We start from the raw sequence: 15,829 nt of genomic DNA on the forward strand, positions 1-15,829 counted from the left end.
AGATGGGCGTAGCCGTGCGCATGGCGGTTATGCAAGCGCTGTTAGACCCGCGTCGCAACCAGGAGGGACGCGGCGCATGAGCGTGACGGTCTTCAACAAGGCCCGCATCGTCGACCCCTCGCGCGGTGTCGACGAGATCGGTGCGGTAATCGTCGACGGCCGCCGGATCGCCGCCGCCGGCAAGGCGGCGCTGAACCAGGGCGCGCCCGAAGGCGCTGTCGTCATCGACTGCGCCGGCAAGACGATCATTCCGGGTCTCATCGATGCCCGCGTCTTCATCGGCGAACCCGGCGGTGAGCACCGCGAGACCATCGCCTCGGCAAGCGTCGCTGCGGCAGGCGGCGGCGTCACCTCCATCGTCATGATGCCTGACACCAATCCGGTGATCGACAATGTGGCGCTGGTCGAATTCGTGCTGCGCACGGCAAGGGACACCGCAAGCGTCAACATCTTCCCAGCGGCGGCAATCACAAAGGGTCTCGACGGCCGCGAGATGACCGAGTTCGGCCTGCTGCGCGAAGCCGGCGCCGTGGCCTTCACCGATGGTCGACACACGATCGCCAACGCCTTGGTCATGCGCCGCGCGCTGACTTATGCCCGCGATTTCGGTAGCGTGATCGCGCATGAAACCCAGGATGCCGACCTTGCCTCGGCCGGCGTGATGAACGAGGGCCTTTATGCGAGCTGGCTCGGCCTTTCCGGCATCCCGCGCGAGGCCGAGCTCATCCCGCTGGAGCGGGACCTGGCGCTGGCGCGGCTGACCGGCGGCGCCTATCACGCCGCCAAGATCTCGACTGCGATGGCGGTTGGCGCGGTGAGCCGGGCAAAGGCCGACGGCGCCAATGTCACGGCGGGCGTCGCCATCCACAATCTGTCGCTCAATGAGAACGATGTCGGCGAATACCGCACCTTCTTCCGGCTCACCCCGCCCTTGCGCGCCGAGGACGACCGGATGGCGATGGTCGAGGCGATCAAGGACGGCACGATCGATCTCATCGTCTCCTCGCACGACCCGCAGGATGTCGATACCAAGCGACTGCCTTTCGCGGATGCCGCCGCCGGGGCGATCGGGCTGGAGACGCTGCTTGGCGCAGCACTTCGGCTCTACCACAATGGCGATGTGCCGCTGCTCAGGCTGGTTGAGACCCTGTCCACCGCGCCGGCAAGACTGTTCGGCCTGCCCGGCGGCACGCTGAAGCCGGGTGCCGCGGCCGATCTTGCGCTGGTCGATCTTGACGAGCCCTGGATCGTCAGCGAGAGCGGCCTGCACTCGCGGTCGAAGAACACCTGTTTCGAAGGCGCGCGCCTTCAGGGCAAAGTCTTGCAAACCATGGTAGCGGGCCGCACAGTGTTTTCGGCCTGAACATCAATCGACCAAAGCCGGAAGCAGCTGGATCGGCTGAAATAGGTGGGGGACAATGGGTTACGGGCTCGCACTGATCTTCGGATACCTGCTCGGCTCGATCCCGTTCGGGCTTTTGATTACCCGCGCGGCCGGTCTCGGCGATGTCCGCCAGATCGGTTCAGGCAACATCGGCGCGACCAATGTGCTGCGCACCGGCAACAAGGGGCTCGCCGCTGCGACGCTGCTGCTCGATGCGCTGAAGGGCACCGCGGCAGTGCTGATCGCCGGACATTTCTCGCCGGACTTCGGACTGCTCGCCGGCTTCGGCGCTTTCCTCGGCCATCTCTTTCCGGTCTGGCTAGGATTCAAGGGCGGCAAGGGCGTCGCCACCTACCTCGGCGTGCTGCTCGGGCTTGCCTGGCAGGGCATGGTTGTCTTCGCCGTTGTCTGGCTCGCCATGGCCTTCCTGTTCCGCTACTCCTCGCTCGCGGCGCTCGCGGCGACGGTGGTCGTGCCGATCGCGCTTTACTTCATCAGCACGCCTCAGATCGCCGGCCTGTTCGCGCTGATGAGCCTGATCGTCTTCGTCAAGCACCGCGCCAACATCTCGCGGCTGCTCGCCGGCACCGAGGGCAAGATCGGGGCGAAGGGGTGAGTGCTCCGGTCACCGGCCCGCGCCTTAGCGAGCGGCAACGGCTTGCCTGGCTTCGCCTGATCCGCACGCCGAACGTCGGCCCTGCCTCTTTTCGCGAACTGATCAATCGCTTCGGCTCGGCCGAAGCCGCGCTCGAAATGCTGCCCGAGCTGATGATCTCGGGCGGCGCCAACCGCATCGCTCGCATTCCCTCCGCCGGCGAAGCCGAGGCGGAGTTGGAAGCGGCCCGGCGCGCCGGCGCCCGGTTCGTCGGCATCGGCGAAGCAGACTATCCCGCTTTGCTGAAGACCCTGGACAACCCGCCGCCGCTGTTGGCGGTGAAGGGTGAAGGCGCGGTGTTCCGTCTCCCTGCGGTGGCGATCGTCGGCGCCCGCAACGCCTCGCTCGCCGGCATCAAGATGGCGAGAATGCTGGCGAGCGACCTCGGTCGCGAGGGCTACGCCATCGTCTCCGGCCTCGCACGCGGCATCGACACCGCGGCGCATCAGGGGAGCCTTTCGACCGGCACGGTCGGAGTGCTGGCCGGCGGCCTCGATGTGCCCTACCCGCCGGAAAATGCCGGTCTGTGCGACGACATCGCCGAGCGCGGCGGCGCCATCGTTTCGGAAATGCCCTTCGGCTGGCAGCCGCGAGCGCAGGATTTCCCGCGCCGCAACCGCCTCGTCGCCGGCATTGCGCTCGGGCTCGTCGTGGTCGAAGCCGCACAGCGCTCGGGTTCGCTGATCAGCGCCAGGCTGGCCGGCGAGATGGGCCGACTGGTCTTCGCGGTTCCGGGCTCGCCGCTCGACCCGCGTGCCGCCGGCAGCAATGCGCTGCTCAAGGACGGCGCCACGCTCGTCACCGAAGCGGCCGACATTCTGGGCGCGCTGGCACCGCTGGCTGGCACTCGCCCGCCAAGGACCATGCCGCTCGCCGAGGCGCCCGACTTGTCGGCAATGCCGCCGCCCGGCGACGACGAACGCGCCGACGTGCTGGAAGCGCTCGGCCCGACGCCGATCGCGGTCGACGAGATCATCCGCCACACAGGCTTGAGCGCCGCGCAGATCGCCATGGTGCTGTTGGAGCTCGACCTCGCCGGACGCCTCGAGCGCCATGCCGGCGGGAACGTGTCGCTGGTGGCGTGAACCCGGCTGCTGCTCCGACCTGCGGCTTCAGCGTTAGCGGAACAAATATTTGGACACTTCAGGATTGCCTCGGCGCCACATCACGTTGTCCAGAAAATAGTGGTGCACGTTGATGAAGATCAGCACGATGAAGAAGAACAGCGAGGACCCGAGGACTTGCTTGTCGTAGGGGATCAAGGCAGTCATCGCCATCGGCATAAGCCAGAAGCCGAGATATCCGAGCGCACCACCCCCGACGATGAATCCCAGAACCCTAAGCCTGTAGAGAGGTCCGAGAAAGGACAGTACCTTCGGTTGCGGATTTTGTGCGGCATCCGCGACGTCGCGCTCGACGTTCGTCTGGTAGCGCCAGACCACGGCCAGATACTGCAGCGAATGGAGCGCCGGCACCACTAGCAGCCAGAGCGGGTTTATCCTCGCAATCAGGATCCACAGATAGAGCGACGCGACATAGGCTACGATGCCGTTATACGGCAGCGCATGACCATTTCTGTGCCAGCGGTTGATCAGCATCAGAACCGTGGCCGCCGTCGAGGCGACGGCCGCCAGCAGGGCAATGTTGGTTATCCAGGAAGGGACCGCGAATGTGTAATATTCCAGGCCGTAATATTTCCCCTGGGTCACCGCCGTGTTCGTCTGGAGCCATGCCAGGATCCACACGACATAGCTGTTGACCAGCAGCACCTTCTTGTCACGATCGTCGAAGAATTTACGCTTCAGCACGGCGTCGACCATCAGCATGCCGTAGCCTTGCTTGACGTAGTGCCAACCGACGAAGAAGAACATGGCGTTGGCTGCGTATCCCAGCAGCCGAGTGTCCGCCCTTGCCGCGCCATATGCAAAGAACGCGGCCATGATCAGGGGGACGACGATGCCCGCGAAAATATAGCGAAGCTGCAGGCTCTTCTCGTATCCGTTGCCCCTCACCTTGCGCCCGAAATTGCGATAGAAAATCTGGTACGAGTGGGCGAAGTGGGGGTAGTTGACCAGATATGCCACGACGACCATGGTTGCAGCGACGAGGCCTTCATATTCGAGCGGCACCAGGAACAGGATGGGCAGGATCAGAAACGCGCTGCCGCCGAGCATGAGGAAATCGGCGACCGGGCCAAACAGATATTTGCCAGGCAGCGTCGCCGCTTTAGCGGCTGAAGCATCCACCGAAAGGTCAAGTGCCATGGTCGAGCTCTCCTTCGGGAAGGATCGAGCTTAGCCGCCACCCCGCCTGGCGACAAGGTTGGGGTGCCGCTCCAGCCTTTGCCGACGTCTCGATCCCCAGTTAGATGGAAAACTGAACGCGTTTCGGCGACTGCAGCTCGCGCCCCATCTTTGCCGCCTGAAAGATCGTCAGCAAGACCAGGATCGGCTCACCGTCTGTCGGATTGACGGTCAGGGCCACGCGGCCGAGTTCGTCACTCATGGCGCAAGTCCAGTCTTTGACGGCAATCACCTTCTTCTCGGGCAATTTATCCTCCCCTTGGGCCGCCATCCTGACGCTACCTGCCAGGTTGCACGGAACCAGGCATGGCGCGGCCGGCCCACACCGGATCGATCCTACTCGCCGGGCAACCATGGCCCCGGCGAATTCGAACACAAGCATTCGCGAATGTAAAAGCAACCGATCAGCCGGCAGTATTAGAGGGCATCGTCAAGTTGCATGATCCAGCAGCCTGGTTGCGACGGTTTCACGGCGATGCTCTGAATTGGCGCGATCGATGCCGTCTACGGTGATCGCGAACATCCCGTTTTCGATCCTTGCTATCCAGCTCTTTGCCTTCAGATACCAAAGATGAAATTCCAGATGTTCTCGCGGGCAGCCCGACAAGCGTTCGAGCTCTTCATCGCCGATGCCAGGATTGTTGACGTCCTGTCGACGTTTTACATAGAGAAGCGACAGCAGCTTGGCCTGGATGACAACGTCCCGTTCAAGCCCTTTGGCATCGCTGGCTTCTTCGGCGAGCTCGCGGCGAACGCTCAGATGGTCTCTATACTGGACATCGTATTGGGCGCGTTTGACTGGATCCTTGAGCGTATTATGGGCTTCTACGATTTCGCTGAAGCGTGACTCATTGCCGGTATCCCGATTGTCGGGATGGTAGCGCATGGCAAAGTAACGAAATATCCGCTCGATCGTTTCCGAATTCGCGTTCGGGCTGATCTCGAGCAGCTCATAGTAGTCAACGAACATAGTGGTGATTCCACAGAATCGATATTGCGACACCACTCCCCAACGGCAGCATCGCGCAACCGTCCTGCCCGCGCAAGCCGCATACCGAGCATGAGGGACTCGCCGCAAGCGATCTTGCGGAACCTGGCAGTCAGAATTCACGGAAGGCTGTTGAGCCTACGCGGAAGGCAGCAGCGGCGCCGACAGGGTCGCTTTGGGAAGAACTCGCCGGGCGAGGCCCCCAACAACGGCCTTCAAGCCCGACGAGCTGCCGGGGATCAAACCGGCCATGTCTGCGGTGCAAAGCCGATGCCAAGCATTCCCGTCCTGAAACGAGACAGGAAGACCAAATGCCACCTGGTCGGGTCGTTTCGGCTGCCGGGCTTTCTCGGTGCCAATCACGAATCTGGCAGCCACAGATAAGCCGGGGCGTGAGAAGCGGTCTGCCGTCTCGAAGTTGAAACCTTATCTCGTTGAAATGGGTTGGAAATTTGGTGAGCGCGATGGGATTCGAACCCATGACCTACTGATTAAAAGTCAGTTGCTCTACCGGCTGAGCTACGCGCTCCCGCGGGCTCAAAACACCGCCCTCGAAATTGCGCGGAACATAGGGAGAGTGCCGCGACCGGTCAACCGGAAAAACACCAGCTTCCAAGGCGGATTTTGAACGGATTCCAAAGGAGCGGTTAAGATGCCCGGGAGAAGCTTTCGGTGCCTCCGCCAATCACCCGGACCCGGGCTGCTTCAGAAAGCCCTACGATAACAACAGGTTGATGGGGAAGCGGGAACCATTGCAACCCAGACCCGTTTCGCAACACAGGGACGATTACCAAACCCTTGAGGAGTACATCGATGAAAAGGATCGCATCAGGCCTGATGGCAGCCGCCCTCTCGGCGTCGTTCATCGCGGCGGAGGTGGTGCCGGTCAACGCTCAGCCAGCTTATGTGCCACAATCCCAGGGCCTCTGGTCGGATGTCCAGACCGTGCAGTATCGGGATTGGAGACGACACCGCAGCTTCAACCGCGATTTCTCGCGTCGCGACGGCGTCGTCTACTGGAATGGCCATCGCGGCTACCGTGAATATCGCCGCGGCTATCGCCGGCATGGCGATTATTGGTTCCCGCTCGCTGCCTTCGCCACCGGCGCGCTGATTACCGGCGCCATCATCAACAGCCAGAACCGCGTCTATCGTGGCGGCGATGCGCATGTGCAGTGGTGCTATGACCGTTATCGGTCTTATCGCGCCTCGGACAACACTTTCCAGCCCTACAACGGCCCGCGTCAGCAGTGCGTTTCGCCCTACTGACAGCCTCCAGTCAGTATCCAGGGTCGTTGACCGAGCCCGTGCCGCAAGGCACGGGCTCTCTGTTCGTTCAGCTGGCCCAGTTGACGCTTTTCAATATCAGGTACAGGCCCCCGCCTTCCCCTCGGGGTGAGCGATAGGCTCCGAGCGCGTTGCAAATCCGAACCATGGCACCGGTCAGTCCCCAACCAAGCGCTTCGAGGTCATCGGCCACGTCGAGCACATAAGCCTGCGCCAGTTCGTCTATGCCCTTCTCCTCGCCGAATGACCGAACCAGCTTGGCGTCGCTGAGAAGATCGCCCGGCAAATTTGAATTTGCCCAAGCCCATAGCCAGTTGTCCGCCTTGGCGCTTGTAGAGCCGGCAATCTGTATGTGAGCGACCACCTTGACGACACCATCTGCCGAAAAAAGCAGTTTTCCGGTGGTTAAGTCATAGTCGTAGCGCTGCCAGCTGCCGAGGCGGAATTCATCCTCCAAACGATGGTTCTTGGCGTTCAGTTGGTCGAAAGCCTCGTCACGCCATGCGGGGTACCAGTCCGGATGCTTCATGCCCCCTCGCCTTGCCGTGTCTCCCGCGCCCCTCATTGCACACTCAGCGTCCTGCGCACTGCGTCGCGCCAGCCACTCAGCTTGGCGGAACGGGTGGCGGCGTCCATATCCGGCTTGAAGCGCTTATCGAGAGCCCAGGTCTTGGCAAACTCCTTCGCCTTCGGCCACACGCCGGCTTTGGATCCGGCAAGCCAGGCGGCACCCAGCGCGGTCGTTTCCAGGATGGTCGCCCGATCGACCGGCGCGTCGAGGATGTCGGCCAACCTCTGCATGGTCCAATCCGATGCGACCATGCCGCCGTCGACCCGCAGCACGGTCTTGGCGGAAGCGCCCTTCCAATCCTTGCGCATGGCGTCGAGCAGGTCGCGCGTCTGGAAGGCGACGGATTCGAGCGCCGCGCGCGCGAACTCGGCCGGGCCTGAATTGCGCGTCAGGCCGAAGATCGCGCCGCGGGCATCCGCGTCCCAGTGCGGCGCGCCCAGGCCGACAAAGGCCGGCACCAGATAGACTTGTTGCGCCGGATCGGCGGTCGCCGCCAGCGCGCCGCTCTGCTCGGCCTTGCCGATCACCTTGATGCCGTCGCGCAGCCATTGCACGGCGGCACCCGCAATGAAGATCGAGCCCTCCAGCGCATAGGTGGTCTTGCCGTTCAACCGATAGGCGATGGTGGTCAAGAGCCGGTTCTTCGAGCGCACCAGATCGGCGCCGGTGTTCAGCAGCGCGAAGCAGCCGGTGCCGTAGGTGGACTTCATCATGCCCGGCTCGAAACAGGCCTGGCCGATGGTCGCTGCGTGCTGGTCGCCGGCGACCCCGAGAATCCTCATCTCGGCGCCGAAAAGGCTCTTTTCTGTGACACCGAAATCATCGGCGCAGTCCTTCACCTGCGGCAGGACCGCGGCCGGTATGTTCAGGATGGACAGCAGCTCGTCGTCCCAGACATTCTTCTCGATGTTGTAGACCAGCGTGCGCGAGGCGTTGGTGGCATCGGTGGCGTGTACCTTGCCGCCGGTCAGGCGCCAGATGAGAAAACTGTCGATCGTGCCGGCGAGCAATTCGCCTTTCTCGGCGCGCTTTCTCGCGCCCTTCACCTTGTCCAGCATCCAGGCGATCTTGGTGCCGGAAAAATAGGGATCGAGCAGCAACCCGGTCTTTTTCGTGAACGTCTTCTCCAGCCCTTGCTTCTTGAGCTTCTGGCAAAGCGGCGCGGTTCGTCTGTCCTGCCACACAATCGCGTTGTGGATCGGTTTTCCCGTCGCCTTGTCCCAGATGACCACCGTCTCGCGCTGGTTGGTGATGCCGATCGCGGCCATATCCGATGCTGCGCAACCGGCAACCTTCAGCGCCGCCTTCACTGTCGCGAGCACGCTTGCCCAAATGTCTTCCGGATCATGCTCGACCCAGCCGGAAGCCGGATAATGCTGCGTGAATTCCTGCTGGCCCGTGCCGGCGACTTTCATTTCGCTGTCGAAGACGATCGCCCTGGTCGAGGTCGTTCCCTGGTCGATGGCCAGCACAAAACCGCTCATTCCGTCCCTCCACTTCTCATGCAACAGGGGAGACGGCCAAGCCGCCTCCCCTGCATTTCCTACACAGGCTCGCGGGCCTGCGTCATGCAGTTACTGCTGCTGCCAGCTCTTCACCAACTCGTCGTAGTTGATGGTGATCGGCTTTTCCTTTTCGTTCTCGATCTTCAACTGCGGCGCAAGGTTGCCCTTCGAGACCGCGTCCTTGTTCCAGTATTCGAGATCATGCTCTTCGGCCATCTTCGGGCCGATATCGCCCTGGACGCCCGACTTTTCGATGCGGCTCATGACCTTTTCCTGCTCGGCGCAAAGCGAGTCCATCGCTTCCTGCGCGGTCTTGGCGCCCGACGACGCATCGCCAATCGCCTGCCACCAAAGCTGAGCGAGCTTCGGATAGTCGGGCACGTTGGTGCCGGTCGGCGACCACTGCACGCGGGCCGGCGAGCGGTAGAACTCGATCAGGCCGCCGAGCTTCGGAGCGCGCTCGGTGAAGCTCTTGTCGTGGATCGTGCTCTCGCGGATGAAGGTCAGGCCGACATGGCTCTTCTTCACGTCGACGGTCTTTGAGGTGACGAACTGGGCGTAAAGCCAGGCGGCCTTGGCGCGGTCGGTCGGCGTCGACTTCATCAGCGTCCAGGAACCCACGTCCTGGTAGCCGAGCTTCATGCCGTCCTTCCAGTAGACGCCGTGCGGCGACGGCGCCATGCGCCACTTCGGCGTGCCGTCGTCGTTCAGCACCGCCTTGGCGCTGGCGTCGACCATCGAGGCGGTGAAAGCGGTGTACCAGAAGATCTGCTGGGCCACCCCACCCTGCGCCGGAACCGGGCCGGATTCGGAGAAGGTCATGCCCTGCGCTTCGGCCGGAGCGTAAGCCTTCAGCCAGTCGAGGTATTTCTGGATCGAGTAGACGGCAGCCGGACCATTCGTGTCGCCGCCGCGCGCGGTGCAGGAGCCCACGGGCCGCGAATTCTCGTCGACCTTGATGCCCCATTCGTCGACCGGCAGGCCGTTCGGAATGCCCTTGTCGCCGTTGCCGGCCATGGACAGCCAGGCGTCGGTGAACCGCCAGCCGAGCGATGGGTCCTTCTTGCCGTAGTCCATGTGGCCGTAGACCTTCTTGCCATCGATTTCGCGGCCGGTGAAGAACGCGGCGATGTCCTCATAGGCCGACCAGTTGACGGGAACGCCGAGGTCGTAGCCGTACTTGGCCTTGAAGTCGGCCTTGTTCTTCTCGTCGTTGAACCAGTCGTAGCGGAACCAGTAGAGGTTCGCGAACTGCTGGTCCGGCAGTTGATAGAGCTTCTTGTCGGGCGCCGTCGTGAACGAGGTGCCGATGAAGTCCTTCAGGTCGAGATTCGGATTGGTGACGTCCTTGCCGTCGCCTTCCATCCAGTCGGTCAGGTTGCGCACCTGCTGGTAGCGCCAGTGCGTGCCGATCAGGTCGGAGTCGTTGACCCAGCCGTCATAGAGGTTCTGACCGGTCTGCATCTGGGTCTGGATCTTCTCGACCACATCACCTTCCTGGATCGTGTCGTGGGTGACCTTGATGCCGGTGATGGCCGAGAAGGCCGGCGCCAGCACCTGCGATTCATAGGAATGGGTGGCGATGGTTTCCGACACGACCTTGATGTCCATGCCGGCAAACGGCTTGGCTGCGTCGATGAACCACTGCATTTCCTTTTCCTGATCGGCGCGCGAAAGCGTCGACAGATCACCTATCTCCTTGTCGAGAAAGGCTTTTGCCTCGTCCATACCGGCATAGGCGTTACCTACGCCCAGCAATAGTGCAATGGCTGTCGTTGATGTAAAAATTTGCCGTCGCATGTGTTTCCTCCAGTCTTAGGTTGCAAGTGCGATCTGGAGCGGCTGCCGGCACGCGGCCGCTCCAACTATTTCCCCCTCTATACGTATCGGAATACGCCGATCGCGTAGACCACGGAGAGAGCGAGAGCCCACCACAGGTTGGGTCCAACGAGACCCAGCCAAGCGAGATGGATAAAGGCGCTGCCGAGCAGCGACAGGAAGAGGCGGTCGCCGCGCGTCGTTTCGAAGCGCAGGATCCCGACCCGCGGATTGCCGCCGGGCGAGGCATATTCCCAGGCCGCCATGCCGACCAGCAGCAGCAATACGGTTCCGAAGAAAGCCGCTGTCGGCAACGTCCACGCCATCCAGGAGAAGTCGAGGTTCATCGATCACACCCTCCCCAGGGCGAAGCCCTTGGCGATATAGTTGCGCACAAACCAGATCACGAGCGCGCCGGGGATCAGCGTCAGCACGCCGGCTGCGGCGAGCAGCCCCCAGTCCATGCCGGCGGCCGAGACGGTGCGGGTCATGGTGGCCGCGATCGGCTTGGCGTCGGTCGTCGTCAGCGTTCGGGCGATCAAAAGCTCCACCCAAGAGAACATGAAGCAGAAGAAGCAGGCGACACCGATGCCGCTCGCGATCAGCGGCATGAAGATCTTTACGAAGAAGCGCGGGAAGGAATAGCCGTCGATATAGGCGGTCTCGTCGATCTCCTTCGGCACCCCGGACATGAAGCCTTCCAGGATCCACACCGCCAGCGGCACGTTGAACAGACAGTGCGCCAGCGCCACCGCGATATGCGTGTCGATCAGGCCGAAGGCCGAATAGAGCTGGAAGAACGGCAGGGCGAACACCGCCGGCGGCGCCATGCGGTTCGTCAACAGCCAGAAGAACAGGTGCTTGTCGCCGAGGAAGCGGTAGCGCGAGAAGGCGTACGCCGCGGGCAGCGCCACGGCCACCGAGATCACCATGTTCATCACCACATAGGTGATCGAATTGATGTAGCCCGAATACCAGGACGCATCGGTGAAGATGGTGCGGTAGTTTGCCAGCGTCGGATTGTGCGGGAACAACGTCAGCGACGAGACGATCTCCGCATTGGTCTTGAAGCTCATGTTGATGAGCCAGTAGATCGGCAGCAGCAGCACGACGATGTAGAGTGTCGGCACAATCCACCACCAGCGCGATTCCTCGCCCCGGCGCCGCATCAGCTTCGCCACCTCGTCCTGCGAAAGGGTGCTGCCTACCTCGGTGACCGCCGCTTCGCTTACGCGTGTCGTCTCGTTTGCGCTCGCCATCTCAGCGCTCCGCGTCGTAGTTGGTCATCACGGTGTAGAACACCCACGACAACAACAGGATGATCAGGAAATAGACCAGCGACATGGCCGCCGCCGGACCGAGATCGAACTGACCGAGCGCCATCTTGACGAGGTCGATCGACAGGAACGTGGTCGAATTGCCGGGACCGCCGCCGGTGACGACGAAGGGCTCGGTATAGATCATGAAGGAGTCCATGAAGCGCAGCAGCACCGCGATCAGCAGCACGCGCTGCATCTTCGGCAACTGGATGTAGCGGAACACCGCCCAGCGCGAGGCGCCGTCGATCTTGGCCGCCTGGTAGAAGGCGTCCGGGATCGAAACCAGGCCGGCATAGCAGAGCAGCACGACCAGGCTCGTCCAGTGCCACACGTCCATGATGATGACGGTGACCCACGCGTCGATCGGATCCTGGACATAGTTGTAGTCGATGCCGAATGCGTTGACGTAGTAGCCGAGCAGGCCAATGTCGTTGCGGCCGAACACCTGCCAGATCGTGCCGACAACGTTCCATGGGATGAGTAGCGGCAGCGCCATCAGCACCAGGCAGACCGGCACGCCCCATCCCTTCTTCGGCATGTTGAGCGCGATGAAGATGCCGAGCGGCACCTCGATCGCCAGGATGATGAAGGAGAAGATCAGGTTGCGCGCCATCGCTTCCCAGAAGCGGTCGGACGCCAGCAACTCCTCGAACCACTCGGTGCCGGCCCAGAAGAAGACATTGTTGCCGAACGTGTCCTGCACCGAATAGTTGACGACGGTCATCAGCGGAATGACGGCCGAGAAGGCCACCAGCACCAACACCGGCAGGACGAGGAACCAGGCTTTGTTGTTCCAGGTCTTTTCCATCTACGCCCCCATCTCGACGCGCCATGAATCGGCATAGATGTTGATGCCGGCCGGATCGAAGCGGACCCTGGGTTCGGTCGGCACCTCATCGTCCTCGCCGATGACGGCGGCGATCTCTTTGCCCTCGAGATTGGCGCGAACCACCTTGTGGCGGCCAACATCCTCGACCTTGCTGACGGAAACCGCCATGCCTTCGCGGCCGAGCCGGACATATTCGGGACGGATGCCGAGCTCGACGGGACCGGCTTCGGCCTTGGGTGCGCCCGGCAGTTCGATGCGCTGCGAGCCGAGCAACGCCGTCCTGCCTTCGAGCGCAACCGGGAGCACATTCATGCCCGGCGAACCGATGAAATAGCCGACGAAGGTGTGGCGCGGCCGCTCGAACAGCTCGGCCGGCGTGCCGATCTGCACGATCTCGCCGTCATACATGACCACGACGCGGTCGGCGAAAGTCAGCGCTTCGGTCTGGTCGTGCGTGACATAGACCATGGTGTAACCAAACCGGCGATGCAGCTGCTTCAGCTGCGAACGCAGCACCCATTTCATATGCGGATCGATGACGGTGAGCGGCTCGTCGAACAGGATGGCGTTGACGTCCGAGCGCACTAGTCCTCGACCGAGCGAGATCTTCTGCTTCTGGTCGGCGGTCAGCCGGCGCGCCTTCCGGTTCGCCATCGAGGCGAGATCGATCATGTCGAGCGTCTCGCGCACCTTGCGGTCGACATCGGCCTCCGGCACGCGGCGGTTGCGCAGCGGAAAGGCCAGATTGTCGTAGACGGTCATGGTGTCGTAGATGACCGGGAATTGGAACACCTGGGCGATATTGCGCTCCTGCGTCGACAGATTGGTCACGTTCCGGCCGTTGAACAGGAGCTGGCCGTGCGAGGGATAGAGCAGCCCCGAGATGATGTTGAGCAAGGTGGTCTTGCCGCAGCCGGACGGCCCGAGCAGCGCATAGGCGCCGCCGTCCTCGAAGGTGTGATGCACTTCCTTCAGCGCGAAATCCGAATCCTTCTTTGGATTGGTCAGGTAGGAGTGGCGGATGTGGTTGACGTCGATGCGTGCCATCGCTCCCTCCTCAAGCCGCCAGCTTCGACGCAGTCACCGCGCGGCCGTTCTGGTCGAAGACCATGATGTGGCGCGGGTCGATGAACACCTCGACCTCGTCGTCGGTCTCGAAATCGAGGATGCCGTGCGCGAGCATCACCCAGCGCGCGTCGGCGAAGTCGAGATGGACGAAGCTTTCCGAGCCGGTGATCTCGGTGATGGTGACCTTGGCCCGCACCGGCACGGCGCCGGGGTTGGGACGCTCCAGCGACAAATGGTGCGGCTGGAAGCCGATCGTGTAGCTGGCATCCGGAATGCCGAGCAGTTCGGGCGGCACCGGCAGCTTCACGCCTCCTTCGAGAAGGAAGTCCGATCCCTTCTTGGCGAGCACAATGGTGTTGAGCGGAGGGTCGGCGAAGGTCCGCGCCGTCACCAGGTCGACCGGCTTGCGGAAAACCTCGACGGTTGGGCCGAACTGCGTGACGCGACCTTCCGAAAGCGTCGCGGTGTTGCCGCCGAGCAAAAGCGCCTCGTGCGGCTCGGTCGTGGCATAGACGAAGATCGTGCCCGCCGCGGCGAAAATCTTCGGCAATTCGGCGCGCAACTCCTCGCGCAGCTTGTAGTCGAGATTGGCGAGCGGCTCGTCGAGCAGCACCAGGCTGGCGTTCTTGACGATGGCGCGGGCAAGCGCCGTGCGCTGCTGCTGGCCGCCCGAGAGGTTGAGCGGCGTGCGGTCGAGATAGGGCGTGAGCTTGAGAAGTGCCGCAGCGTTGCGCACCTCCTTGTCGATCCTGGCCTGTTCGATGCCGGCAACCCGAAGCGGCGAGGCGATGTTCTCGTACACCGTCATCGCCGGGTAGTTGATGAATTGCTGGTAGACCATGGCGACGTTGCGCTTCTGCACCGGCTGTCCGGTGACGTCCTTGCCGTCGAACCAGACCGAGCCGGAAGTTGGCGCGTCGAGCCCGGCCATCAGCCGCATCAGGCTGGTCTTGCCGGAAAGCGTCGGCCCGAGCAGGACATTCAGCGAGCCGTGCTGAAGCGTCAGCGACACGTCGCGGATATGCTCCTGCGCGCCGACCGTCTTCGTCACGTTCCTCAATTCCAGCATCACGCCTCCTCCCAGGCCTTGCGCATCAGCGCTCGATCCTCATTCCGCCGCGGCGACATGGCGGCTGCTTAACCCGCGCATGAATTCTTCCAATGCCGCCGTCTGCTCGCGGCTGAAATGCAGGCCGCGTTTGGTCCTGCGCCACAGCACGTCCTCGGCGGTGATCGCCCACTCGTTCTCGACCAGGTAGCGCACCTCGGCTTCGTAGAGGTCGGCACCGAAATTGCGGCCGAGATCGGCATTCGACTTGGCGAGGCCAAGCAGCTTCTCCGCGCGCGTGCCGTAAAGCCGGGTCAACCTGCGTGCCAGCCGTTGGTCGAGGAACGGATAGGCGTTCTTGAGCCTCGATACCTGCTCGTCGAACCCGGTCGCCGGAAAATCGCCGCCGGGCAGCGGCGCGTTGGCGGTCCATGGCTTGCCGCGCTTGCCGAGAAAGCCTTCGATCTTCTCCAACATCGATTCCGCCAGCCGGCGGAACGTGGTGATCTTGCCGCCGAAGGCGTTGAGCAAGGGGGCGGCACCCTCCCCGCCATCGGCCTTCAGCACATAGTCGCGCGTCGCCTCCTGCGCCTTCGAGGCGCCGTCGTCATAAAGCGGGCGCACCGCCGAATAGGTCCAGACGATGTCCGAACGCTTGACCGGCTGGGCGAAATATTCGCTCGCGGCGGCGCAAAGATAGTCGATCTCGGTATCGCTGATCTTCTCCTCATGCGGATCGCCGGGAAAGTCGCGGTCGGTGGTGCCGATCAGCGTGAACTCTTCTTCGTAAGGAATGGCGAAGATGATGCGTCCGTCCTTGTTCTGAAAGAAATAGGCGCGCGGATCGTCGAACTTCTTGCCGATGACGATGTGGCTGCCCTGCACCAGCCGAACATTGTGCACATCGTTCTGGCCGACGGTTTTTGCCAATACCTGATCGACCCACGGCCCGGCGGCGTTGACGAGAAGACGCGCGCGGACTTCCTCGATCTCGCCGGTCAGCACGTTCTGGATCTTGATCGTCCACAGCCCGCTCTCGCGGCGCGCGCTGACC

The 15,829-nt window shown here is 62.7% G+C and carries 16 protein-coding genes and 1 tRNA gene; 4 read left to right on the forward strand and 13 right to left on the reverse strand.

From position 1 onward, the window contains the following. Positions 1-76 precede the first annotated feature (76 nt). Genes EOA79_RS20070 through dprA form a run of 3 tightly spaced genes read left to right on the forward strand, consistent with a single transcriptional unit; the run spans position 77 to position 3,124 of the window. Complete coding sequence (locus EOA79_RS20070) at positions 77-1,363, forward strand: dihydroorotase (protein WP_095825356.1); 1,287 nt, start codon at positions 77-79, stop codon at positions 1,361-1,363. A gap of 55 nt (positions 1,364-1,418) precedes the next feature. Beyond that, entirely contained in the window at positions 1,419-2,000 is a 582-nt protein-coding gene (plsY, locus tag EOA79_RS20075; RefSeq protein ID WP_067319814.1) for a glycerol-3-phosphate 1-O-acyltransferase PlsY, read from the forward strand. Continuing rightward, positions 1,997-3,124 carry a DNA-processing protein DprA gene (gene dprA, locus EOA79_RS20080; protein ID WP_095825355.1) on the forward strand — a complete coding sequence of 376 codons (1,128 nt, stop codon included), beginning with the start codon at positions 1,997-1,999 and terminating at the stop codon, positions 3,122-3,124. Before plsY ends, dprA begins: the two co-directional genes overlap by 4 nt. Positions 3,125-3,157: 33 nt before the next feature. On the opposite strand, the gene EOA79_RS20085 is transcribed toward dprA, so the two are convergent. The 4 genes from EOA79_RS20085 to EOA79_RS20100 all read right to left on the reverse strand — a co-directional run bounded on the left by EOA79_RS20085 (position 3,158) and on the right by EOA79_RS20100 (position 5,859). Beyond that, complete coding sequence (locus tag EOA79_RS20085) at positions 3,158-4,303, reverse strand: hypothetical protein (protein ID WP_095800784.1); 1,146 nt, start codon at positions 4,301-4,303, stop codon at positions 3,158-3,160. Positions 4,304-4,403: 100 nt separating this feature from the next. Beyond that, positions 4,404-4,589, reverse strand: a complete 186-nt coding sequence (locus EOA79_RS20090; RefSeq protein WP_066992556.1) for a hypothetical protein — start codon at positions 4,587-4,589, stop codon at positions 4,404-4,406. Positions 4,590-4,772: 183 nt separating this feature from the next. Beyond that, on the reverse strand, positions 4,773-5,312 hold the full coding sequence (locus EOA79_RS20095) for a J domain-containing protein (protein ID WP_067319800.1): 540 nt from the start codon (positions 5,310-5,312) through the stop codon (positions 4,773-4,775). A 471-nt stretch (positions 5,313-5,783) separates the two neighbouring features. After that, positions 5,784-5,859: transfer RNA gene (locus EOA79_RS20100), tRNA-Lys, on the reverse strand. A 284-nt stretch (positions 5,860-6,143) separates the two neighbouring features. Here EOA79_RS20100 and EOA79_RS20105 point away from each other — a divergent pair. Further along, positions 6,144-6,599 carry a BA14K family protein gene (locus tag EOA79_RS20105; RefSeq protein ID WP_095777749.1) on the forward strand — a complete coding sequence of 152 codons (456 nt, stop codon included), beginning with the start codon at positions 6,144-6,146 and terminating at the stop codon, positions 6,597-6,599. A gap of 67 nt (positions 6,600-6,666) precedes the next feature. Here the strand turns inward: EOA79_RS20105 and EOA79_RS20110 are convergent, their stop codons facing one another. The 9 genes from EOA79_RS20110 to glpD all read right to left on the reverse strand — a co-directional run. Further along, positions 6,667-7,146 carry a DUF6882 domain-containing protein gene (locus tag EOA79_RS20110; RefSeq protein WP_067319793.1) on the reverse strand — a complete coding sequence of 160 codons (480 nt, stop codon included), beginning with the start codon at positions 7,144-7,146 and terminating at the stop codon, positions 6,667-6,669. 32 nt (positions 7,147-7,178) lie between these two features. Continuing rightward, positions 7,179-8,672, reverse strand: coding sequence for a glycerol kinase GlpK (gene glpK / locus EOA79_RS20115; RefSeq protein ID WP_128293198.1), 1,494 nt, complete (start codon positions 8,670-8,672; stop codon positions 7,179-7,181). A 90-nt stretch (positions 8,673-8,762) separates the two neighbouring features. After that, on the reverse strand, positions 8,763-10,493 hold the full coding sequence (locus tag EOA79_RS20120; RefSeq protein WP_066992542.1) for an ABC transporter substrate-binding protein: 1,731 nt from the start codon (positions 10,491-10,493) through the stop codon (positions 8,763-8,765). 77 nt (positions 10,494-10,570) lie between these two features. Beyond that, positions 10,571-10,858: a DUF2160 domain-containing protein gene (locus EOA79_RS20125; RefSeq protein WP_067319787.1), complete on the reverse strand. Its 288-nt coding sequence runs from the start codon at positions 10,856-10,858 to the stop codon at positions 10,571-10,573. 3 nt (positions 10,859-10,861) lie between these two features. Next, positions 10,862-11,770 (reverse strand): carbohydrate ABC transporter permease, encoded by a 909-nt coding sequence (locus tag EOA79_RS20130; protein WP_066992537.1) that lies wholly within the window; start codon positions 11,768-11,770, stop codon positions 10,862-10,864. Between the two features lies 1 nt (position 11,771). Beyond that, on the reverse strand, positions 11,772-12,638 hold the full coding sequence (locus EOA79_RS20135) for a sugar ABC transporter permease (RefSeq protein WP_066992534.1): 867 nt from the start codon (positions 12,636-12,638) through the stop codon (positions 11,772-11,774). After that, a complete protein-coding gene (locus EOA79_RS20140) occupies positions 12,639-13,706 on the reverse strand; it encodes an ABC transporter ATP-binding protein (protein WP_095825325.1) in 1,068 nt (355 codons plus the stop codon). 10 nt (positions 13,707-13,716) lie between these two features. Beyond that, positions 13,717-14,796, reverse strand: coding sequence for an ABC transporter ATP-binding protein (locus EOA79_RS20145; protein ID WP_095825324.1), 1,080 nt, complete (start codon positions 14,794-14,796; stop codon positions 13,717-13,719). Between the two features lie 39 nt (positions 14,797-14,835). Continuing rightward, positions 14,836-15,829, reverse strand: a 994-nt coding sequence (glpD, locus tag EOA79_RS20150) for a glycerol-3-phosphate dehydrogenase (protein WP_128293200.1), incomplete at its 5' end; no start/stop codon positions are given.

The sequence above is a fragment of the Mesorhizobium sp. M1A.F.Ca.IN.020.03.2.1 genome (assembly GCF_004023205.1).
Lineage (GTDB): Bacteria > Pseudomonadota > Alphaproteobacteria > Rhizobiales > Rhizobiaceae > Mesorhizobium.

Coding starts and splice junctions, on each gene's coding strand:
- EOA79_RS20110 (WP_067319793.1), bottom strand. CDS start 7,146: ATGAAGCATCCGGACTGGTACCCCGCATGGCGTGACGAGGCTTTCGAC.
- EOA79_RS20070 (WP_095825356.1), top strand. CDS start 77: ATGAGCGTGACGGTCTTCAACAAGGCCCGCATCGTCGACCCCTCGCGC.
- EOA79_RS20145 (WP_095825324.1), bottom strand. CDS start 14,796: ATGCTGGAATTGAGGAACGTGACGAAGACGGTCGGCGCGCAGGAGCAT.
- EOA79_RS20105 (WP_095777749.1), top strand. CDS start 6,144: ATGAAAAGGATCGCATCAGGCCTGATGGCAGCCGCCCTCTCGGCGTCG.
- plsY (WP_067319814.1), top strand. CDS start 1,419: ATGGGTTACGGGCTCGCACTGATCTTCGGATACCTGCTCGGCTCGATC.
- EOA79_RS20095 (WP_067319800.1), bottom strand. CDS start 5,312: ATGTTCGTTGACTACTATGAGCTGCTCGAGATCAGCCCGAACGCGAAT.
- EOA79_RS20120 (WP_066992542.1), bottom strand. CDS start 10,493: ATGCGACGGCAAATTTTTACATCAACGACAGCCATTGCACTATTGCTG.
- glpK (WP_128293198.1), bottom strand. CDS start 8,672: ATGAGCGGTTTTGTGCTGGCCATCGACCAGGGAACGACCTCGACCAGG.
- EOA79_RS20140 (WP_095825325.1), bottom strand. CDS start 13,706: ATGGCACGCATCGACGTCAACCACATCCGCCACTCCTACCTGACCAAT.
- EOA79_RS20125 (WP_067319787.1), bottom strand. CDS start 10,858: ATGAACCTCGACTTCTCCTGGATGGCGTGGACGTTGCCGACAGCGGCT.
- EOA79_RS20085 (WP_095800784.1), bottom strand. CDS start 4,303: ATGGCACTTGACCTTTCGGTGGATGCTTCAGCCGCTAAAGCGGCGACG.
- EOA79_RS20130 (WP_066992537.1), bottom strand. CDS start 11,770: ATGGCGAGCGCAAACGAGACGACACGCGTAAGCGAAGCGGCGGTCACC.
- EOA79_RS20135 (WP_066992534.1), bottom strand. CDS start 12,638: ATGGAAAAGACCTGGAACAACAAAGCCTGGTTCCTCGTCCTGCCGGTG.